This window comes from uncultured Paraglaciecola sp. (assembly GCF_943787955.1).
Lineage (GTDB): Bacteria > Pseudomonadota > Gammaproteobacteria > Enterobacterales > Alteromonadaceae > Paraglaciecola.
The window spans coordinates 17,493-39,321 of record NZ_CALSOK010000010.1 but is presented as its reverse complement, the minus strand read 5'-3'; the positions used below and the strand labels follow the sequence as shown (position 1 = coordinate 39,321).

At 41.7% G+C, this 21,829-nt stretch carries 13 protein-coding genes and 3 pseudogenes; 4 read left to right on the top strand and 12 right to left on the bottom strand.

Annotated elements, in window-relative coordinates; genetic code table 11:
• Positions 1 to 24: 24 nt before the first annotated feature.
• Positions 25 to 429 (bottom strand): DUF4826 family protein, encoded by a 405-nt coding sequence (locus Q0Y52_RS07855; RefSeq protein ID WP_297820306.1) that lies wholly within the window; start codon positions 427 to 429, stop codon positions 25 to 27.
• A 134-nt stretch (positions 430 to 563) separates the two neighbouring features.
• On the opposite strand from Q0Y52_RS07855, the gene Q0Y52_RS07850 reads away from it, so the two are divergent.
• The gene (locus Q0Y52_RS07850) at positions 564 to 950 is read left to right on the top strand and encodes a DUF2750 domain-containing protein (protein ID WP_297820303.1); all 387 of its coding nucleotides are present in this window, start codon (positions 564 to 566) and stop codon (positions 948 to 950) included.
• Between the two features lie 168 nt (positions 951 to 1,118).
• Here the strand turns inward: Q0Y52_RS07850 and Q0Y52_RS07845 are convergent, their stop codons facing one another.
• The gene (locus Q0Y52_RS07845; RefSeq protein WP_297820301.1) at positions 1,119 to 1,631 is read right to left on the bottom strand and encodes a UPF0149 family protein; all 513 of its coding nucleotides are present in this window, start codon (positions 1,629 to 1,631) and stop codon (positions 1,119 to 1,121) included.
• A gap of 297 nt (positions 1,632 to 1,928) precedes the next feature.
• On the opposite strand from Q0Y52_RS07845, the gene Q0Y52_RS07840 reads away from it, so the two are divergent.
• A complete protein-coding gene (locus Q0Y52_RS07840; protein ID WP_297820299.1) occupies positions 1,929 to 4,169 on the top strand; it encodes a TonB-dependent receptor in 2,241 nt (746 codons plus the stop codon).
• A gap of 7 nt (positions 4,170 to 4,176) precedes the next feature.
• Here the strand turns inward: Q0Y52_RS07840 and Q0Y52_RS07835 are convergent, their stop codons facing one another.
• From Q0Y52_RS07835 to Q0Y52_RS07825, 3 genes are all read right to left on the bottom strand, one after another.
• Positions 4,177 to 5,310, bottom strand: coding sequence for a MalY/PatB family protein (locus tag Q0Y52_RS07835; RefSeq protein WP_297820297.1), 1,134 nt, complete (start codon positions 5,308 to 5,310; stop codon positions 4,177 to 4,179).
• 48 nt (positions 5,311 to 5,358) lie between these two features.
• Positions 5,359 to 5,745, bottom strand: a complete 387-nt coding sequence (locus tag Q0Y52_RS07830) for a response regulator (RefSeq protein WP_297820294.1) — start codon at positions 5,743 to 5,745, stop codon at positions 5,359 to 5,361.
• Between the two features lie 374 nt (positions 5,746 to 6,119).
• Positions 6,120 to 6,740, bottom strand: a complete 621-nt coding sequence (locus Q0Y52_RS07825; protein ID WP_297820291.1) for an FKBP-type peptidyl-prolyl cis-trans isomerase — start codon at positions 6,738 to 6,740, stop codon at positions 6,120 to 6,122.
• Positions 6,741 to 6,935: 195 nt separating this feature from the next.
• On the opposite strand from Q0Y52_RS07825, the gene ppc reads away from it, so the two are divergent.
• On the top strand, positions 6,936 to 9,557 hold the full coding sequence (ppc, locus tag Q0Y52_RS07820; RefSeq protein WP_297820289.1) for a phosphoenolpyruvate carboxylase: 2,622 nt from the start codon (positions 6,936 to 6,938) through the stop codon (positions 9,555 to 9,557).
• A 429-nt stretch (positions 9,558 to 9,986) separates the two neighbouring features.
• Positions 9,987 to 10,892 (top strand): family 16 glycosylhydrolase, encoded by a 906-nt coding sequence (locus Q0Y52_RS07815; RefSeq protein ID WP_297820286.1) that lies wholly within the window; start codon positions 9,987 to 9,989, stop codon positions 10,890 to 10,892.
• Positions 10,893 to 11,483: 591 nt separating this feature from the next.
• On the opposite strand, the gene Q0Y52_RS07810 is transcribed toward Q0Y52_RS07815, so the two are convergent.
• From Q0Y52_RS07810 to rpoC, 7 genes and pseudogenes are all read right to left on the bottom strand, one after another.
• Positions 11,484 to 11,864 (bottom strand): hotdog domain-containing protein, encoded by a 381-nt coding sequence (locus Q0Y52_RS07810; RefSeq protein ID WP_297820284.1) that lies wholly within the window; start codon positions 11,862 to 11,864, stop codon positions 11,484 to 11,486.
• Between the two features lie 102 nt (positions 11,865 to 11,966).
• Positions 11,967 to 12,254 carry a DUF4277 domain-containing protein gene (locus Q0Y52_RS07805; RefSeq protein WP_297821475.1) on the bottom strand — a complete coding sequence of 96 codons (288 nt, stop codon included), beginning with the start codon at positions 12,252 to 12,254 and terminating at the stop codon, positions 11,967 to 11,969.
• A gap of 848 nt (positions 12,255 to 13,102) precedes the next feature.
• Positions 13,103 to 14,283 (bottom strand): annotated as a pseudogene (gene tuf / locus Q0Y52_RS07800) (elongation factor Tu).
• A gap of 66 nt (positions 14,284 to 14,349) precedes the next feature.
• Positions 14,350 to 16,452 (bottom strand): annotated as a pseudogene (fusA, locus tag Q0Y52_RS07795) (elongation factor G).
• A gap of 12 nt (positions 16,453 to 16,464) precedes the next feature.
• A complete protein-coding gene (gene rpsG, locus Q0Y52_RS07790; protein WP_297820281.1) occupies positions 16,465 to 16,935 on the bottom strand; it encodes a 30S ribosomal protein S7 in 471 nt (156 codons plus the stop codon).
• A gap of 79 nt (positions 16,936 to 17,014) precedes the next feature.
• Positions 17,015 to 17,389 carry a 30S ribosomal protein S12 gene (gene rpsL, locus Q0Y52_RS07785; RefSeq protein WP_007643204.1) on the bottom strand — a complete coding sequence of 125 codons (375 nt, stop codon included), beginning with the start codon at positions 17,387 to 17,389 and terminating at the stop codon, positions 17,015 to 17,017.
• A 223-nt stretch (positions 17,390 to 17,612) separates the two neighbouring features.
• Positions 17,613 to 21,797, bottom strand: a pseudogene (rpoC, locus tag Q0Y52_RS07780) (DNA-directed RNA polymerase subunit beta').
• Positions 21,798 to 21,829 lie beyond the last annotated feature (32 nt).

Here is a 21,829-nt window from a genome sequence, read left to right as displayed (position 1 = left end):
CCGCCAATTCAGGACAGTCATCACTTATTGCCAATTTTTGGGGTTCGCAAAAAGGGCATATATCATTTCTGCTTTGGTTATTAATAAGGCTGCAAAATCTTTGCGTAACGGGTCGTTAGTATTGTTTTGCAAAATTTGTTCAGCTTGAAGCTGCCAACGCATTGAAAACGCTCTAAGCGTATCTTTAGCATTTTTTTCTGATGCATAAGGTATGGCGTCAGCAGGCAGATCACCACTTATTACCCAATAATATTTTCCTTCAGTGGATTTTATTTTCCAAACAGCAACATAGGGAGCCAAGTAGCGACTTTCCTCTGTCACAACACTGTCGAACAACACACCTTGTTCTGCCAAGTGTTTATTAGCTCTTTGATATTGCTCTCTAACCCATTCGGATAATTGCTCTTGGCTGAGTTCTTCTGACGCCATAAATACTAAACCTTTGATAATAAAGCTTAGATTTTATCATATACTCAGAGGTTGGGTTAATAAGTCAAAGATTAATTGGAAACTTTCCATTATCCTTGAATAAACCAACACCACTTTACTATTTTGGATCTCATATGTCAGACTCTCAGGGGATGAATACCCCAAACGATATTGCTCAGTTCACGCCAGAACAACGTCTTTCTTATCTAGTAAAAGAATGCATCTCACATAAACAAGTATGGATACTAACCGACCAAGACGGTTGCGTGATGCTGAATACAGAAGATGAAGATTGCACCCCCGTATGGCCAAGTGAAACATTTGCCCAAGCTTGGGCTACCGGAGAGTGGTCAGCATGCGAACCTAAGGCGATTGATTTAAAAACATGGCATAGTCGCTGGACCCAAGGGTTAGAAGACGATGATGTGGCCATTGCGGTTTTCCCTAGCGAAAATGAAGAAGGATTAGTGATTTCTGCCCAAGAATTTGATTTTGAATTAAAGACAAAAGCAAAAAATTAACCCGTTCTTTGCTTATTACTATGCTTCAAGAAAAAGCCACAGTCTAGACAAAAATATCCACCACAGAGTGCCCACTTTCACAAAGAAATAGAAATTTCATTAGGTTATTTTTTTTTGTGTCCTTTTTCCTCTGTGGTTCAGATCTTTCGCTGTTTTACTTTAGCTACTTTATTTTTGCTCAAACGTCTCAAACTGGTTGGGTAAATAGTCAACCAATCTGCCAGACAACCCAACGTAGATTTTTAGCGTTTGTGGGAAAGATAAAAATATTTTTGGCAGTATATTAAGCAACTGGTCATTACCTCTATTTTCAGCTTGCTTTACCGCTAGTGGGATATCTGCGAAAGTAGAAAACATATATAAGCAATGGCTTAAATCTTTTTGAAGTGGCTGCATCTGTGTTGCGTCACTCACTTGCATTTTATTCCAAGCATGTTGCCAGACTGATTCAAGTTGACTGTGCCCAAATAGCATACCTTGGCACCATGTGGCTACTGAACTTTGCTTTTGACCGTCCTGATTAAATGTCACCCCCATGGGTAAGAATATCTTTTCTTCACTCATACTTTTCAGCTGTATTTGCAATATTTTCATCAAGATATCGGTGAGGTTATCTGCTTGTTCAATGCTAGTCAGTTGATGACTCGTTTTCATCACCCAAGGTAACCATTTTTCGGGCATAGGAATTTCAGGTGCTGCCGCGACCGCGAAAACAACGCCTTGAATAAAGGCATAAGGATGCAGTACACCGAGTAATTCTTCGGACTCACATAATTAATGCAGAGAGGCATGTGTGGATGATTCATATTTTTGCATAATCTAAAATGATTAACCTTTTGCCTTGTTGTGCTCAAAATATATTGATCTCGTTCTATGGGTCCAGATTAACAATTGATACTATTTATTCAAAAAAATGATTGCATACCGCTTTAATTGTTATAATATAACATTACTTTATAATTTTACCTTTAGTGACATATGCCGTTTAATCTATCAAAAATCTCCCTACTTGTTTTAGCCGTTATAGCCAGTCGACCTGCTTTGTCAGAAGATAAACTAACTCAAAAAGATGAAAATGATATTGAAAAATTGATTATCACGTCCTCTCCACTTGGACGTTCAATTTTACAGTCCTCCACCCCTGTTTCTATTTTAAGTGGCGATGAATTAGAAAAAAATCAAAGCGCCACCTTAGGCGAAACACTCAAGTCTGTGCCGGGAGTAAATAGTACTTACTTTGGCCCTGTGGCTAGCAGCCCAATTATTCGTGGTTTGGATGGACCAAGGGTAAAGGTCCTTCAAAACGGCATGGACAGTTCTGATGCATCCCGTGTTGGCCCTGATCACATAGCCACAACAGAAACCTCTACTGCCACTCAAATAGAAGTATTACGCGGCCCTTCAACATTATTGTATGGTAGCGGTGCAATTGGTGGCGTAGTCAATGTGGTAGATAATCGCTTACCTAAAACTCGTCAAGAAGGACTAAGCGGAAGAGTCAGTGCTTTGCATGACACCGTTTCAAACGAACGCACAATATCGACAGATCTCAACAGCGGAAAAGACAATTTCGCATGGCATCTAGATGCATATAGCCGTAAGACGGATGATTATGATGTACCTGAGTTCACACTTGATGACGGTGATGTAGTGGACACATTAGAAAACTCTGACATAGACTCCCAAGGCTTTACCATAGGCGCAGGCTGGATTGGTGATGATGTATCCTTATCATTTGCATATGGAAGATTAGAGACAGATTACGGTATTCCAGGTCATGCTCATGGAGACCATGAGGAAGAAGAAGAGGAGCACCATGATGATGAAGAACACACAGAAGAAGAACATGATGAAGAAGAATCAGTCTTTGCTCGCATGCAACAAGACCGCTTCCAGTCAATAGTTGATTGGAAAAATCTAACTGGCTGGTTCACAGAAGCTCACTGGCATAACGCCTATACGGATTATCAACACAGCGAAATCGAAGAGGGAGAAATAGGTACAACCTTCGAGAATGACTCCTTAGAATCACGTCTGTGGGCAAAACATGCACCTATTAACGGATGGGCAGGGGTGGTAGGTTTACACTACACAAACGCAGATTTTTCTGCAGTAGGTGAAGAAGCTTTTACTCCCTCAACCGAAAGCACCAGCAGCGCATTATTCGTATTGGAAGAAAAAACAATTGGCAACTTCTTGTGGCAATTGGGAGCAAGGTTAGAGCATGTTACACATAATCCTGACAATGTCTTTTTCAGCGATAGTGAAGTGGACGCTAATTTTGAGGACTTAAGTTATACCGCAAATAGCCTCTCGGCAGGTTTTGTTTACCAACTAGCAGAGAATCAATCTTTGGCGGTTAATCTAGCTCACTCTGAACGTGCACCTTCATCGGCTGAAATATTTTCAAATGGCATTCATATAAGCACCTCAACCTATGAAGTGGGTGCGGGTTTTAATTTAGTCATCGATGACTCAGATCCTGATGATATAGAGTTTAGCCTTGTTCAATCAAATCAGTCGGTAAAGAAGGAAGTATCTAACAATCTAGATATTACTTACCGTATACAAACTGAACACCTGCATGCCAACGTGAGTGTGTTCTATAACCAAATTGATGACTATTTGTTTCAGCAAAACACCGGCTTAGAATTTCACGACGAACATGATGAGCATGACGAAGACCATGATGATGATGACCATGGTGACGAGCACGAAGAGGAAGAACATGAGTCTGACGAACACGAAGAGGAAGGTTTGCCCGTATATGTTTTTAATCAACAAGATGCTGACCTATATGGTTTTGAAGCAGATATCGATTGGCACTTAAATGATAACCTGCGTGTTAGTGCTTTTACTGACTATATCCGAGCAAAATTAAGTCATAGTGATGATAAAAATACTAACTTACCTAGAATTCCATCTATGCGTTTTGGTGCAGAGTTGCATTGGGAACAAGACAACTGGCATGCTGAGCTTGGCGCCACACATTATTCAAAGCAAAGTAAAATTGCCGAATTTGAGACACAAACCGATGGTTACACCTTAATCTCAGCAGCGTTTAATTATTATATAAGCTTGAATAGTGCAGACATGACGTTATACCTCAGGGCTAATAATCTAACCAACGAACTAGCAAGAGTACACAGCTCGTTTCTTAAAGATGATGCTCCCTTGCCTGCTCGTTCGTTCATACTAGGTGCTAAAGTGAGTTTTTAATATCGGGCTAGCACCCAGCTTTAATTAATTCAATGGCGCGCTCTAGTTCTGAGCGCGGGCAACCAAAATTAATACGCACACAGTTTTTATCGCCAAAATCTGCCCCAGGAGACGGGCCGACACCTAAATCCTCAAAGTGTTTTTGAGGATTTTCAACGCCTAAACCACTGGCATCAATCCAAGCTAAGAATGTTGCTTGTGGGGGGAGTAACTTCAGTGCACTAATTTTAGCGATTTCAGTAGCCAGATAATCTCTATTACCACGCAGGTAACGTAAAAAGGCCTGATGCCAATCATCACATTGTGTAAAAGCTGCTTGAGTGGCGGTTAAACCTAACACGGTTACCCATGGCACCATCGCTTTAGCAGCAAGGTTAAATTTATGCCTAGTAGCGGGATCCTCAATAATCGCAAAAGACGTGCCTAAACCTGCCACATTAAACGTTTTGCTAGCTGCCATAAGTGTAATGGCTTCACCTTTAAAGCCTGCTAATTTCCCAGCTGGAATATGTTTAGCATTCTCGTCTAAAATGATATCGCAATGAATTTCGTCTGAACACAACATCACATTATTGCTAATACAAATATCAGCGATACGTTCTAGTTCTTGTGACGTGAGGACTGAACCAATCGGATTCATTGGGTTACACATTATAAACAACTTGCATGCAGGATCGGCAGCTTGTTTTTCAAGCTCATCAAGGTCGATTGTCCAACGACCATCGACCTCCACTGAACCAATGTCGACCTTAATCAAATTATTGAGTTTAGGCGCAGCAATAAGTGGTGGATAGTTTGGCGTTTGAATCAATACTTTATCACCCGGCTGGCAAAGTGCTTTGCAGGCCACATTAAATGCTGGCACCACACCCGGTGTCCAAACAATCCAGTCAGGTGAAATACTCCAATCATATTGGCGCCCTAACCAATCTACTACGGCTTGATTTGCCATTACATGGTCATTGGGCAGTGTATACCCCATCAAACCATGCTCGGTACGCTCTTTAAGGGCATCTAAAATAGGCTCCGCACACCTAAATTCTGTATCCGCTATCCACATGGGCAAAATATCGCGGCCTTTATATCTTTCCCACTTGAGTGAATAACTGGGTGTTCTATCAATAATATTGTCAAACTGCATGTAAGATGTCACTTAAATTGAAAAAGTTAAAAATGAAAAGTAACTTTATTAGCCGTTAGCGTCACGGATAAGTCGCTCGACTTTAGTTAGTAGTTGATGAGTATGAAAAGGCTTTACAATAAAGTCGGTTGCGCCCAACCGCATAGAATCAACCACTAACTGTTTTGTAGCATTAGCAGTGATCATCAAAAATGGGCATTGTGAATTGATCTTGCGAAGCGCTGCGAGTATCTCTAAACCACTGACTTGAGGCATTAACCAGTCACATATCACCAGTGAAATATTTTCTATACTGGCACTTTTCACATACTCTAACGCATGTTTGCTGTCAGAAAAAACGTAAATTTCTCCCGATGTCACTTCTTCAAGAATGGTCTGAACCAATTCTAGCGTTATCTTGTCATCGTCGATGACTAAGATGTCAAAGTCGTACATCGATTACTCCTTAATAAAATAACTTCCATGTAATAATCCCTTAACGTAACAAACAACATTCTGCTTAATAAAAAATTAATACTAAACCAATACTTAAACGCTTTCCAGAAGAAGCTTTATCTGAGCAATATCAAGCCAATAAAACTGAAGTAGATAATAAACTTACCCTAGTATAGTCAATGACCTTGGTTTGTTCACTAAGGGCAAAAAATCTTAAATGAATTTAAATATCTACTGAGCTTGCTTGCAAACATTTGTCGTAGTTTACCCCTCATAACAAAATTAAAATTTAATTATTAAAGGTTAATTAGGCATAAAAAAGGCCGGAAAACCGGCCTTAATACTTATAAACTTATAAACTTATAAACTTATAGCTAAGAAATGATATCGAGTAACTCAACGTCAAAAATTAATGTACTGTGGGGGCTAATAGCACCGCCTGCACCTTGTTCGCCATAGGCTAGCTCGGCTGGAACATGTAGTTTTAACTTAGTCCCTGCTTTCATAAACTGAAGTGCTTCAGTCCAACCTTTAATCACGCCATTTACGGGGAATTCAGCTGGCTGACCGCGGTCGTAAGAACTATCAAACACGCTTCCGTCTAACAAAGTACCGTGATAATGAACCCGTACTGTTGAATTCAAGGTTGGTACTTCGCCGTCGCCTTGAGTGTGCACTTCATACTGAAGACCACTTTCGGTAACTGTAATTTCTTCACGCTTAGCATTATCAGCTAAATACGCTTCACCTTGGGCAATCACGTCTGCAAATTCAGCTGATTTAGCTGCTTGCATAATCTCATGAATTTCATTAAACGCAACACGTAAGGTATCGTTATCAACTTGAGCGGGTTGATTATTATATGCATCAGCAAGACCTTCTTGCACTGCTTCAACGTCCAATCCCTCAAATGGGTTGGCGCGTAATTGCTCGCCCATTTGTAGACCAATACCGTAACTTGCTTGTGTTTCTATGCTGGAAAATTTATCTGACACTTTGGCTCCTAACTTGCCTCCTTCTTTTATATTTAAAAAAAGGTTCTAGGCACTATTGCTTTAAAAGTGCGCATTATATAGATAAACGTTGCCAAAAAACACATTTAGGAATGATTAATAGCTCTTATTACTTAGACAAATAGTTTACATAAAAGTATCGTACATTTAGATTATTACTAATTTTGGAGAGCGTATATGTCACAAGTTTTGGATTCCCAGTTAACAGGGACGGTACGTAATTTGGGAGCCGTATTAGGTGACACCATACGAGATCAGTTGGGCGAACAATGGTTACAGAGAATTGAAGCAGTCAGAAAAGATGGGCGAAAGGCACATCAAGGTGACGAAGATTGCGCAAAGCGCGTAAAGTTACTTTTTTCTGAATTAAAAAACGATGAATTACTCACTGTAGGTAGAGCGTTCTCACAATTTCTAAATTTGGCCAATATTGCCGAGCAGGAATTTAATAGCAATAACGATCAAGACGATCCTATCGATACATTATTTAATCATTTGGATGAAGCGGGTATAAAAGCAGACACGTTTGAAAAGGCTTTAGAGCACCTTAATATTGAACTGGTCTTAACCGCTCACCCAACAGAAGTGACACGTAGAACACTTATTCATAAACACAGCGAGCTTGCTAAATGCCTGAGCAAAGCACATGCCTCGGACATTAATGAATCAGATCGAGACAAAATTGAAACTCGTATTGCTGAAATCATCAGTCAAGCATGGCACACCGAAGAAATTCGTACTATACGCCCTACCCCGGTTGACGAAGCCCGTTGGGGATTTTCTGTCATTGAAAACTCACTGTGGGAAGCCGTCCCTGAGTTTATTCGTGAATTAGATAAACGTTTCGTAGACAAATTTGGTTTGTCTATCCCTTTAGATGTCTCACCTGTGAAATTTGGTTCATGGATGGGCGGCGATAGAGACGGCAATCCTTTTGTTACCTCAAAGGTAACAGAACAAGTATTGCTATTAGCACGTAAACGCGCAGCAAAATTATTTGCAAAAGATATTGATATTTTGCAAACCGAATTATCCATGAGCGATTGCGACGATACTCTTAGACAGCAAGTAGGCGATGTACTAGAGCCCTATCGTGCTGTTCTAAGACCTCTTTTAGATAAATTAGTTAAAACCCAAAAAGGTATCGTCGAAAAGCTCAAAGGTGTACCTGTAGATATGACCGATTGGGTAGACGATAAAGAACAATTACTTGATCCTTTGATGACGTGTTACCACTCATTACAATCATGCGGCATGTCTGTTATCGCCAAAGGACATCTTCAAAACACGATCCGCAGAGTCCACTGCTTTGGTGTGCACTTACTTAAATTAGATGTACGTCAAGACTCAGAACGACATGCAGATGTATTTTCTGAACTGACCCGTTACTTAGGATTAGGTGATTATGGGCATTGGAGTGAAGATGACAAACAAGCTTTTTTACTTAAAGAGTTAGGCTCAAAACGTCCATTGTTTCCGCCAGCATGGCAGCCCAGTCAAGATGTACAGGAAGTTTTAGACACCTGTAAAGTAATTGCTCAAAACGGCAAAGACGGATTTGGTATCTATATCATCTCCATGGCTAGCCTCCCTTCAGACGTATTAAGTGTGAATTTATTACTTAAAGAACTGGGCGTCACTTGGCCGATGCCAGTGGCACCTCTGTTTGAGACATTAGACGATTTAAACGCAGCGGCAAGTGTGACTGAAAAACTGTTTTCTATTGATTGGTATCGCGGTTATATCCAAGGCCATCAACATGTGATGATTGGATATTCAGACTCAGCGAAGGACGCAGGTGCCATGGCCGCTGGTTGGGCGCAGTATGAATCTCAAGAAGCCTTAGTCGCCTTGGCCAAAGAAAACGATATTGGACTCACTTTATTTCACGGACGTGGTGGCACCATTGGCCGCGGCGGTTTACCCGCTCACGCAGCGATACTGTCACAACCACCGGGTTCGTTAACCGGTGGTTTCAGAGTCACCGAACAAGGCGAAACCATCCGTTATAAATTTGGTATGCCTATTTTAGCGCAGCGCAGCTTAGCGATGTACGCCAGTGCAATACTTGAAGCATTAATTTTACCCCCACCGGCACCCAAACAAGCATGGCGCGAAGCAATGATAAAAATGGCGGCAGACGGACGAGACAACTATCGCCAAATCGTCAGACATGATGAAAACTTTGTACCTTACTTCCGCGTAGCCACGCCAGAACAAGAACTCGGTAAACTACCATTAGGCAGTCGCCCCGCTAAACGCAAACCCACAGGGGGCATTGAAAGTTTACGTGCTATTCCATGGATTTTTGCATGGGCACAAACTCGCATGGTGTTACCTTCTTGGTTAGGTGTAATGAAGGCAGTACAAAGCTCGTTGGACGCAGGCAAAGAAGACACCATTCAAGACATGTTAGCTAATTGGCCATTTTTCTATTCACGCTTATCTATGTTAGACATGGTTTTCGCCAAGGCCGACCCAAAAATAAGCCAAGAATACGACCAAAGCTTAGTACCTGAACAGCTTAGGCACTTCGGTGATGCATTGCGCACGGAACTACAACAAAGTATAGACTTGTTGCTCAAATTGCTTAACCAAAAAACAGTAATGGAAAGCGATCCAAAAGGCACAACATCAATGAATATAAGGGCAAGTTACCTTCAACCACTGCACTACCTGCAAATCGAATTGCTTAAAAGAATAAGGCAGCTAGATGATAATGAGCACGATGCAACACTAGAACGCGCCATGATGGTCACTATTGCAGGGATAGCTGTCGGAATGAGGAATACAGGCTAGATATACTCGGCTATTCTAATACCCGCCAAGGAAGGCAATATTGTGTACGGAACATGGTTTCAGTCTGCTTAACAGTCCAGCTCGAATATTGAGCATTGGTGTTGGATATACTGGTTGAACATATCGATTTCTCAAATAAATGCAGAGACACGTTTTTTCTGTTTCAACACCTTATGGTTACCTGAATATACACACAATATCGATAAGCCTCTGTCTTGGATAATGATGTTCGCTGAATTTTTATTCCAGTAACATGCTCTTTATTTCACCACAAGACATTGAAAAATAACTATTATTTGTACATGGTTGGCAGATATAATCTTTATTCTTAATTAATAATATTACCTAAGCAGGCTAGCCAAATGCCCAAGTTACTCAATGAGGTCAAATGTGACATCTGTTAGACAAAGAATAAACCTAGTTATCGTTATGATGATACTAAGCAGTGGTGTCGGTGATGCTCTAGCTCAAGATCTCAAAAGTATGCATAATTTACCTACAGCCTATGCAGGTTATACTGGTAATTACAGCGATTTCACTCTGGTTTTAGATGAACGTTTTAACGTCTTCGATACACAGATGTGGGAAATAGGCGACGGGGCTGTAGGCGGTGAAGCAGCCTGTCGTTTTCAACCACAAGGAGTAAAAGTTGACAATGGACTGCTCAATTTAATTATTCGAAAAGAGCCAATAGCACCAGGATGGTCTAATGATCATCAGATGCAAAAATCAGCCTATGAGTTTTCTTGTGGGGAGCTAAGGACGACTGAAAGCAAAAAAATAAGATATGGCCGCTATGAAACCCGCATGAAAGCCCCTGCTAGGACTGTCGCATCCGGTTATATATCGTCTCTGTTCACCTATACCAATGAAGGTGAGCCCCGTGAATGGGAAGAAATCGATGTGGAGTTGGAGGGAGGGAGACCTGACAAATTTCAAGCCAATTTAATATATGGAAGGAATACGTGGCAATGGTGGGCGACACGAAAATGGGGCGCGTGGGAGGATAAAATTAATATTGCCCCCGTTGATGAGTGGCGAGTTTATGCAATCGAATGGATACCCACAGAAATCAACTGGTATGTCGATGGTGTATTAACAAAATCCCTTAAACAGGAAGCGTTGAATTGTGAACCTAACTGCGTCCCCCCTCAGATTCACCCCACCCCTATCCCTAATAATCTCAGTCAATTAATGATTAATTTTTGGATACCGAAGGATGAAATTCAAAATGATTTTGGTGGTAACAAAAAACGCAATGTTTACCCTATGTATACGCAATACGACTGGATCCGATTTTATGAGTTGGATGCAGAACCTCTTGCACAATGGTAAAAATCTAACTGAATATTAATACAATAATCTACATCTTAAGAACGCTTGGTAATTAAGATACGACAAAGTCACTAGGTGTTAACACTCTCAAGTCTGGTATTAAATCTCCGACTTACGGTTTGAGCTGATGGAGACCGCTCTATCCTGTCAGTCGGCTTAGAGCGAATTGCAGACGGTGGCGCAATTAGCTTTTCAATCGGTTAAATACCTCTTATACGCTGGAAGCAGGTATCTAACGGCGAAAATCGAGCACCGCCTCAGATAAGTCTGCTTGAATAAAAGAAGTTCATCATCATAAACAAAAGCAATATACAAAACTGGTTTGCACAACAGTGGGAGAGGCTTGTTTTGAATTCTGAATTACGTGAAAACAGTTGATTAATAGACGATAAATAACCGACTTCCACTCCTTCAAGAATATAAAAAAGACGTAAATATGGAAAAGATGAGGCATCATATATTTTCATCTAATGAAAAATGACGTCTTATCTTACCTATAAACATTCTACAGAGTTCCAACACTGGTCTTTTTTTAATCAGATTTTAAGTCTCGGTCGGTCAAAAAAAGTTCTATTTTTCTCCCACGATTGCTTAAGGATCTAGTTCCTCAATACGAGTTACGCCATGCGGGTTTGGTTTGCCGTCAGCACCGAGGCTGACAAAAACCATACTATCAATAGAGATAATAGTGGCCTTATTGAGCTTGTTTCGTACTTTGGCACATAAGGTAATTGAGCTGCGTCCTAAGGACACTAATTCAACACCCATTTCAATAACATCGCCCTGTTTAGCAGAGCTTACAAAATTAATTTCAGACATGAATTTCGTAACGAGGTGTTTATCTTTCCCCAGCTGGCACATGGCAAAAATGGCGGCTTCTTCGTCGATCCAGCTAAGCAGTTTGCCGCCGAATAAGCTGCCGTTTGGGTTTAAGTCCTCAGGTTTGATCCATTTACGGGAGTAGAATTGCATAGTGTTTTCTGTCGGCCTGTGATTTAGAAAATGTGGATTTATGAATATTAGGTTTACGAAATGCGAAAAGTTAGCAGTTCTAAATTATATCATGCAAGCAGGTTAGCGAGCAATATTCAAAGCTGGTTTGCACAACAGCGCAAGCGCTTGTTTTAAATTCTGAATTATGATGAACAGTCGATTAATAGACGATAAGTAACGGACATCATCATTCAAATGTTGCGCAGTCCCTTCACCAAGCAGTGCATAAACATCTTTACCTTCAAAGAAGGTCAGTGACAAATAAATAGAATTTTGAGTAAAGCCAATTCTATTAGTGTTCATGGCTTTAATGCTCTGGCCATAGGTGACTACTGTATCGTGCGTTCTAGAATTGGCATTGTGGCGTATATTCTCTCTAATAGCTTGGGCTTATCGACCAGCTCGGCAACTATCCCTAAACACACAAAATTACAACCTGAACAACGTCAATTATTTCTTTTTGTTCGATGATTTTAGCTTGTAGCAAAGGGAAAGCCTTGGTTATGAGAAACTATTAGCAGCCATTTTTCACAATGAAATTGCAAAATCTGTAAGCTATCGGCTTATATACTGTGATCTATCGACCCTTAAAGTTCGATTAGGTGTTTCTGTGATTAATAAATGATTTGCTAGGGATTGGAGCTGAATGTCGGTAATACGCATCAACTTCTCTGTTTAGACCCATTAAAGCATCCTTTTTCTTATATACCCACAGCCTAATGGTCCGTCCAAATCTGCGTGGTCGTAGCCGATGAACAGACCTCAGTAGCATCAGAACATCTTCAGCAACGAACCGCTACATTCAACTAGTGATGGCATTACCAAAATAACATTTGTGTAATGTTCCTTTTTGAGCAAGTTTATTATTTACAATAGTAAACCGTGTCGTTCCAATTTTTGCTACTGATGCCGGTCAATGTATAAATGGCAAAGGACCGGTTGTGGCACATGGCTCTCTATCAGGTTTGGTTAGACACAAATCAATGGGGCCTGAGACGTTGAAACGGTAAACAGAAAGAACCACAGATAAATGTGGTTAAGAAGCTTTTGCAGTTATCTATTTATTATACAATCGGCTGGTGCTTTCTGAGTGGGCAATTACTTATGGTGATTGGTATTAGTTTATGTCTACTGTTTTTAATGTTGAAGCCATAATTTTCTACAGCTAATAAAAAAGGCCACCTAAGTGACCTTTTTTGCATAAGTAAACGGGTTACTTATATGATTTTAGACACCACACCAGCACCTACAGTACGGCCACCTTCACGGATTGCGAAGCGTAAACCTTCGTCCATCGCGATGGGGTGAATCAAATCAACTACGAATTTCAAGTTGTCACCAGGCATAACCATTTCTACGCCTTCAGGAAGCTCTACAGCCCCTGTTACGTCAGTTGTACGGAAGTAAAACTGTGGACGGTATCCTTTGAAGAATGGAGTATGACGGCCACCTTCGTCTTTACTGAGTACGTATACTTCAGCTTCAAACTTAGTGTGTGGATTAATTGAACCAGGCTTAGCCAATACTTGACCACGCTCTACGTCTTCACGCTTAGTACCACGTAATAAGGCACCCACGTTCTCGCCAGCACGACCTTCGTCAAGAACTTACGGAACATCTCAACACCCGTACAAGTAGACTTGGTAGTATCTTTGATACCAACGATTTCTACTTCATCACCCGTCTTAACGATACCGCGCTCAACACGACCTGTAACAACTGTTCCACGACCTGAAATTGAGAAAACATCTTCAATTGGAAGAGGAAAGGCTTATCAATATCACGCTCTGGAAGAGGGATATAGGTGTCTAGTGCTTCAGCTAGCTCTATGATTTTTGCTTCCCAAGCTGGGTCGCCTTCAAGCGCTTTAAGGGCTGAGCCTTGGATTACCGGTAAATCATCACCTGGGAATTCGTATTCTGTTAGAAGTTCACGCACTTCCATTTCAACCAATTCTAGTAATTCTTCATCATCAACCATATCGCATTTGTTCATGAATACAACCATGAAAGGTACGCCAACCTGACGACCCAACAAGATGTGCTCACGTGTTTGCGGCATAGGACCATCTGTTGCAGCAACTACTAAAATAGCACCATCCATTTGAGCAGCACCGGTGATCATGTTTTTGACATAATCGGCGTGACCAGGACAATCTACGTGTGCATAGTGACGTGTAGGTGTGTCATATTCAACGTGAGACGTTGAAATAGTGATACCACGCTCGCGCTCTTCTGGAGCGTTATCGATTTGATCGAATGCTTGATGCATCGCCACCGTAAGTCTTTGCTAATACAGTAGTGATTGCGGCTGTTAATGTTGTTTTACCGTGGTCAACGTGGCCGATAGTACCGACGTTTACATGCGGTTTAGTACGTTCAAACTTTGCTTTTGCCATTTTACTGGTTTCCTAAGTTAAAAATCCGCCCTCTATTTAGAGTGCCGATAAGACCTTCATTAAAATTTAAGTGCGCGCGTTGGTTATGATTTTAGTGACATTACTAGGCGCTTCTGTGTATTTAAAAAATTCCATTGAATATGACGCTCGCCCTTGGGTTGCACTGCGCAAGTCAGTAGCGTAGCCAAACATTTCTGATAACGGTACTTTAGCATGTATTATTTTAATACCTGCCACACCGTCATCCATGCCTTCAATCATACCCCGACGCCGGTTAAGGTCGCCGACTACGTCACCCATCCAGTCTTCTGGAGTGGTAACTTCAACTTTCATAGTTGGCTCAAGTAAAACGGGATTTGCTTCTGCAGCCCCTTTTCTGAAGCCCATTGACCCAGCAATTTTAAACGCCATTTCTGAAGAGTCAACATCATGATAAGAACCATCAAACAAGGTCACTTTTACATCAAGCACCGGGTATCCAGCTACTACACCATTTTGCATCTGTTCTTCGATACCTTTATCAACTGAAGAGATAAATTCTTTTGGAACAGACCCCCTACAATTTTGTTGATAAATTCGTATCCAGCGCCTTCTTCATTGGGTTCGATAGTTAACCAAACGTGACCATACTGGCCTTTACCGCCTGATTGACGAACAAACTTACCTTCAACATCAACTTTATTGCGGATAGTTTCGCGATAAGCAACCTGTGGTTTACCTACATTACACTCAACACTAAACTCACGTTTCATTCGATCAACAATAATATCAAGATGTAATTCACCCATACCCGATATAATAGTTTGACCAGACTCTGCGTCAGTATGTACCTTAAAAGACGGGTCTTCTGCTGCTAGTTTCCCTAAAGCAACGCCCATTTTTACTTGGTCCGGTTGAGACCGTGGCTCTACCGCGATAGAAATAACCGGTTCCGGAAACTCCATTTTCTCAAGGGTAATGATGTGGTTAGGGTCACACAATGTATCACCTGTAGTCACGTCTTTTAGCCCTATTGCCGCAGCAATATCGCCAGCACGTACTTGTTTAAGTTCTTCTCGATCCTTGGCATGCATTTGAACAATTCGTCCAAATCGCTCACGCTTAGCTTTTACTGGGTTGTAAACAGCGTCGCCGGTGTTCACTACACCAGAATAACAACGGAAGAAAGTTAACGTCCCAACAAAGGGGTCAGTAGCAATTTTAAATGCCAATGCAGCAAAGGGCGCAGCATCATCTGCTGGACGCTCTGCTTCTGTCTCATCTTTGTCGCTGAGTACACCTTTTATCGCAGGTACATCAATAGGTGCAGGTAGATATTCGATAACTGAATCGAGCACAGCCTGTACACCTTTATTCTTGAATGCTGAACCGCATGTCGCGAGTACGATTTCATTCGCCAATGTGCGTTTACGCAAACCAAATTTAATTTCGTCTTCGGTAAGGTCAATGCCTTCCAAATATTTATTCATCAATTCATCAGTAGCTTCCGCCGCTGCTTCGATGAGATCTGTACGCAATGCTTGCGCTCGGACCATCAAATCAGCTGGAACCTCTTCATAAGTGAAGGTCATGCCTAAGTCAGAATCATTCCAATTAATGGCTTTCATCTTGAGAAGGTCAACCACACCTTTAAAAGTTTCTTCAGCACCGATATTTAAATGAATAGGAACACAATTGGCACCTAAACGAGTTTCAATTTGTTGAATAACACGTTCAAAGTCTGCTCCAGTTCTGTCCATCTTATTGACAAATACTATACGTGGAACGCTAGTATTTATCAGCTTGACGCCAAACTGTTTCAGATTGAGGCTCTACACCTGACGAACCGCAAAACACAACGACTGCACCATCAAGCACACGCAGAGAACGCTCGACTTCAATGGTGAAGTCAACATGCCCAGGGGTGTCGATGATATTAATTCGATGTTGTTCGAATTGTTTGTCCATGCCCGACCAAAAACAAGTCGTCGCTGCCGAAGTAATCGTAATGCCGCGCTCTTGCTCTTGCTCCATCCAGTCCATGGTAGCTGCGCCATCATGGACTTCACCGATCTTGTGTGACAAGCCAGTGTAGAAAAGAACACGCTCAGTGGTCGTGGTTTTACCCGCGTCCACATGGGCGACAATACCAATATTCCGATAACGCTCAAGGGGCGTTGTTCGAGCCATAACTTTCTCTTATTACCAGCGGTAGTGAGCGAAAGCTTTGTTAGCTTCGGCCATACGGTGAACGTCTTCACGTTTCTTAACCGCAGATCCTTTATTTTCAGCAGCGTCGAGCATTTCAGCTGCAAGGCGTTGAGCCATTGATTTTTCGCCACGTTTACGAGCAGCGTCCACTAACCAACGCATACCTAGAGCATTTCGACGAACAGGACGAACTTCTACTGGAACTTGATAAGTAGAACCACCAACACGACGAGATTTAACCTCGACCGTAGGGCGAATATTGTCCAATGCGCTTTCAAATATTTCTAAGTGCGTTTTGTCAGCTTTAGTAGCAACAATTTCTAGTGCACCGTAAACGATTTTTTCTGCAGTCGATTTTTTGCCGTCTAACATGACGACATTCATAAATTTAGCAAGTAACTCTGATCCGAACTTAGGATCGGGTAGGATTTTACGTTGACCTACGACTCTTCTTCTTGGCATTTCAAATTCTCCGTAGAATTTTCAGGGTATTCCCAAAACTCAATTAATACTTTAGTTTGGCCTTACTAACGGAGAACCGTTAAGACTTAGGCCTTTTTGTACCGTATTTAGAACGGCCAGCTCTTCGATCACTTACGCCTGCACAATCTAATGTACCGCGAACAGTGTGATAACGAACACCTGGTAAATCTTTAACACGACCACCACGAATTAGAACAACACTGTGCTCTTGTAAGTTGTGACCTTCACCACCGATATATGAAGAAACTTCAAAACCATTGGTCAAACGAACACGACATACTTTACGTAATGCAGAGTTCGGCTTTTTGGGTGTGGTGGTATATACACGTGTACATACTCCACGACGTTGTGGACAGGCTTGCAAAGCCGCGACGTTGCTCTTCGTCGCAGGTTGTTTGCGTGGCTTGCGCACTAACTGGTTAACTGTTGCCATTAACTAGCTCCTGTTTAAGTTACGACTGATTGCCCTTATTTAAGGGCGTAAAACGCGAAAAATCCGCGAGCCCTAAATTAATGACGATAAAGCCATCAATTTTCGGGTCGCGGAAGTCTAATGATCAATGTGTGAACTGTCAAGTAAGACTGCTGCTAAACTGCATTAAATATGGGTTTAGTCAGCAATCGTTAAAATCCAGATCACGTTGCGATCTTATTTTTTACTCGTCAGCAGGTGTTTCACTTACTTCGGCATTGAGTGCCTCTGAAAGTGCCAATTCTGCTTCAGATGCAGAAACGGAAGGTTCTTCCCGTTCCTGATGTTCTGCCAATTTCCTAGCAGTACGTTTTTGGTGATGTGTAAAGCCTGTTCCAGCTGGTATCAATCGTCCAACAATAACGTTTTCTTTCAAGCCACGTAACTCATCTTCTTTACCTTGCACTGCTGCTTCAGTAAGAACACGGGTTGTTTCTTGGAAAGATGCCGCCGAGATAAATGACTCAGTAGACAATGACGCCTTAGTGATACCCAGTAACACGGTTTGGTATTCAGCAGGGATTTTACCCTGTCTTTCCAACTCACGATTAGCGATTTTCACGTTAGACACTTCAACCTGCTCGCCTTCTAAGAACCGACTGTCACCTGAATAAGTGATCAAACACTTACGCAACATCTGACGAATCACTACTTCGATGTGCTTATCATTAATTTTCACCCCTTGCAGGCGGTAAACTTCTTGTACTTCATTAACGATATAGTTTGAAACAGCGCTGATACCACGCAATCTAAGAATATCATGAGGAGACTCAGCACCATCCGCAATCACTTCACCTTTTTCAACGTTTTCACCTTCAAAGACATTCAGGTTACGCCATTTGGGGATCATCTCTTCGTAATGATCTGCACCTTTAGGGGTAATAGTTAAGCGTTTCTTGCCTTTAGTCTCTTTACCAAATCCAATCATACCTGATACTTCAGCTAGGATGGCTGGCTCTTTAGGCTTACGAGCTTCGAACAAGTCAGCTACGCGAGGAAGACCACCGGTAATATCTCGAGTCTTCGAACTTTCTTGTGGTATACGAGCAAGCACATCACCAGGCTTAGCTTCCATACCATCAGTTGCTTCGATAGTAGTAAAGCTTGGAAGACGAATTTCTTGTATACCAAACTCTTCACTTTCAAGTATAAGCTTAGGTTCTTTTGCATTTGCTTTAGACAAGTCGTTAACAACGATACGAGTTAGACCCGTCAAGTCATCTTGCTGCATCTCAGTGTTACTGTCATCAACGTCAGAGAAGCTGATTTTCGCTGCTCGTTCAGTCACGATGGGATGTGAATGCGGGTCCCAATTGGCGACAACTTCACCAGAGGACACTTTAGCACCATCATCAACCGTTAATATTGCACCGTAAGGTACTTTATAACGTTCTTTCTCACGACCTTGATCATCAATAATAGTGATTTCAGTTGAACGAGAAACAATGACCACTTTATCGTCAGAATTACGTACAAATTTGGCATTATGTAATTTCAGGCTACCAGCAGTTTTCAACTGAACGTTGTTTTCTGCTGATGCTCGTGATGCCGCACCACCGATGTGGAATGTACGCATCGTAAGCTGTGTACCAGGTTCACCGATTGACTGAGCGGCAATAACACCAACAGCTTCACCATGACCAACCATATGTCCACGAGCCAAATCACGACCGTAACATCTAGCACATACACCAAAGTCATTTTCACAGGTAATTACAGAACGTACTTGAATTTGGTCAACTGAGTTGAGCCTCAAGCATGTCTACTAAGGCTTCGTCTAGAAGAACGTTACGCTCAACTAAGACTTCCTTAGTACCTGGTTTAATACATCTTCAGCAACAGTACGACCTAGTACACGTTCACGAAGTGGCTCAACAACGTCACCACCTTCGATTAGAGGTGTCATTTTAACACCTTCAAACGTGCCACAGTCATCGTTGTTGATGATCAAATCCTGCGCAACATCAACTAAACGTCGTGTTAGATAACCTGAGTTAGCAGTTTTAAGAGCTGTATCGGCCAAACCTTTCCGGGCTCCGTGAGTAGAGATGAAGTACTGAAGTACGTTCAAACCTTCACGGAAGTTAGCGGTAATAGGTGTTTCGATGATTGAACCATCTGGTTTCGCCATCAGACCACGCATACCAGCTAGCTGACGTATTTGCGCGGGGCTACCACGAGCACCAGAATCAGCCATCATAAATACTGAATTGAAAGACTTTTGTTCTTCCATCTCACCATCACGATTTTTAACTGTTTCAATCGACAAATTATCCATCATGGCTTTCGCCACTTTTTCGTTGGCATTTGACCAAATATCGATAACTTTGTTGTAACGTTCACCGGCGGTGACGAGACCAGATTGGAATTGCTCCTGGATTTCACGGACTTCTGCTTCAGCATCTTCGATGATATCTTTCTTAGCATCTGGGATAACCATGTCATCTATACCAACAGATGCACCAGCGATCATCGCGTAGTGGAAACCTGTATACATGATTTGGTCAGCAGCTATTACTGTATCTTTCAAACCTAAGGTACGGTAACAAACATTCAACAATTTAGAGATTTGCTTTTTACCCATCGCTATATTGATGATTTCAAAAGGTATACCTTTTGGCAAAACTGAAGATAAAATCGCTCGACCAACCGTAGTGTCAGTTAAAGTGACCTTTTCAGTCTTATTGCCTTGTGCATCTGTTTCGTATTCTGTGATGCGTACTTTTACACGTGCATGTAATTCTGCTGTGTCAGTACGATAAGCTTTTTCAGCTTCCAGGGGGCTGGTAAACATCATGCCTTCACCTTTACCATTAACACGTTCTCGCGTCATATAGTACAAGCCCATTACCACATCCTGTGAAGGTACAATAATTGGCTCACCATTGGCTGGTGAAAGGATGTTGTTGGTAGACATCATCAATGCGCGAGATTCAAGCTGAGCTTCAATCGTCAACGGCACGTGAACAGCCATTTGGTCACCATCGAAATCGGCATTGTATGCAGCACACACCAATGGGTGTAACTGAATCGCTTTACCTTCGATTAGGATGGGTTCAAATGCTTGAATACCTAGTCTATGCAGTGTGGGTGCACGGTTAAGTAGCACTGGGTGTTCACGAATAACTTCGTCTAACACATCCCATACTTCTGGATCTTCACGCTCTACTAATTTCTTAGCGGCTTTGATGGTAGTAGCTAGACCACGACCTTCTAATTTTCCATAAATAAATGGTTTAAATAACTCAAGCGCCATTTTTTTAGGTAAACCACATTGGTGCAAACGTAATGTAGGACCAACTGTAATGACAGAACGGCCAGAATAGTCAACGCGTTTACCCAGTAAGTTCTGACGAAAACGACCTTGCTTACCTTTGATCATATCAGCCAAAGATTTAAGAGGACGTTTATTAGATCCTGTAATTGCACGACCACGACGACCATTGTCTAACAAGGCATCAACTGCTTCTTGCAACATACGCTTTTCGTTACGAACAATTATATCTGGGGCGGCTAGATCTAGAAGGCGCTTTAATCGGTTGTTACGGTTGATAACACGACGATATAAATCGTTCAGATCAGACGTCGCAAAACGACCACCGTCTAGTGGCACCAAAGGACGTAAGTCAGGTGGTAACACAGGTAGTATTGTTAAAATCATCCATTCAGGTTTGTTACCTGACAATTGGAAAGATTCCAATAACTTCAAACGTTTAGTGATTTTTTTACGCTTTGTTTCAGAGTTAATAGTGGGTAACTCTTCACGCATTGCAACAACATCGGCATCAACGTCCAGCGCTTTAAGCAATTCAAATACTGCTTCGGCACCCATTTTTGCTTCAAATTCGTCGCCATGTTCTTCAAGGGCATCCAAATATTCTTCTTCGGTTAGAAGTTGGCTACGCTCAAGCGTTGTCATACCTGGCTCTGATACCACATATGATTCAAAATAAAGTACACGTTCGATATCACGTAAAGTCATATCTAACATTAAACCAATACGAGATGGTAATGATTTTAAGAACCAAATGTGTGCAACTGGACTAGCCAAATCAATGTGACCCATACGCTCACGACGTACTTTAGTTAAGGTAACTTCTACCCCACATTTTTCACAAATTACACCACGGTGTTTAAGGCGCTTGTATTTACCACACAAACATTCGTAATCTTTTACCGGACCAAAAATACGTGCACAGAACAAACCGTCACGTTCTGGCTTAAAGGTACGGTAGTTAATTGTTTCTGGTTTCTTAACTTCACCAAATGACCACGAGCGGATCATATCCGGCGAGGCTAGACCAATTCGTATATTATCGAATTCTTCGGTCTTATGTTGTTGCTTAAGAAACTTTAATAAATCTTTCACATTTCTCTCCCAGCGGAGTCAATTGCAAAGGT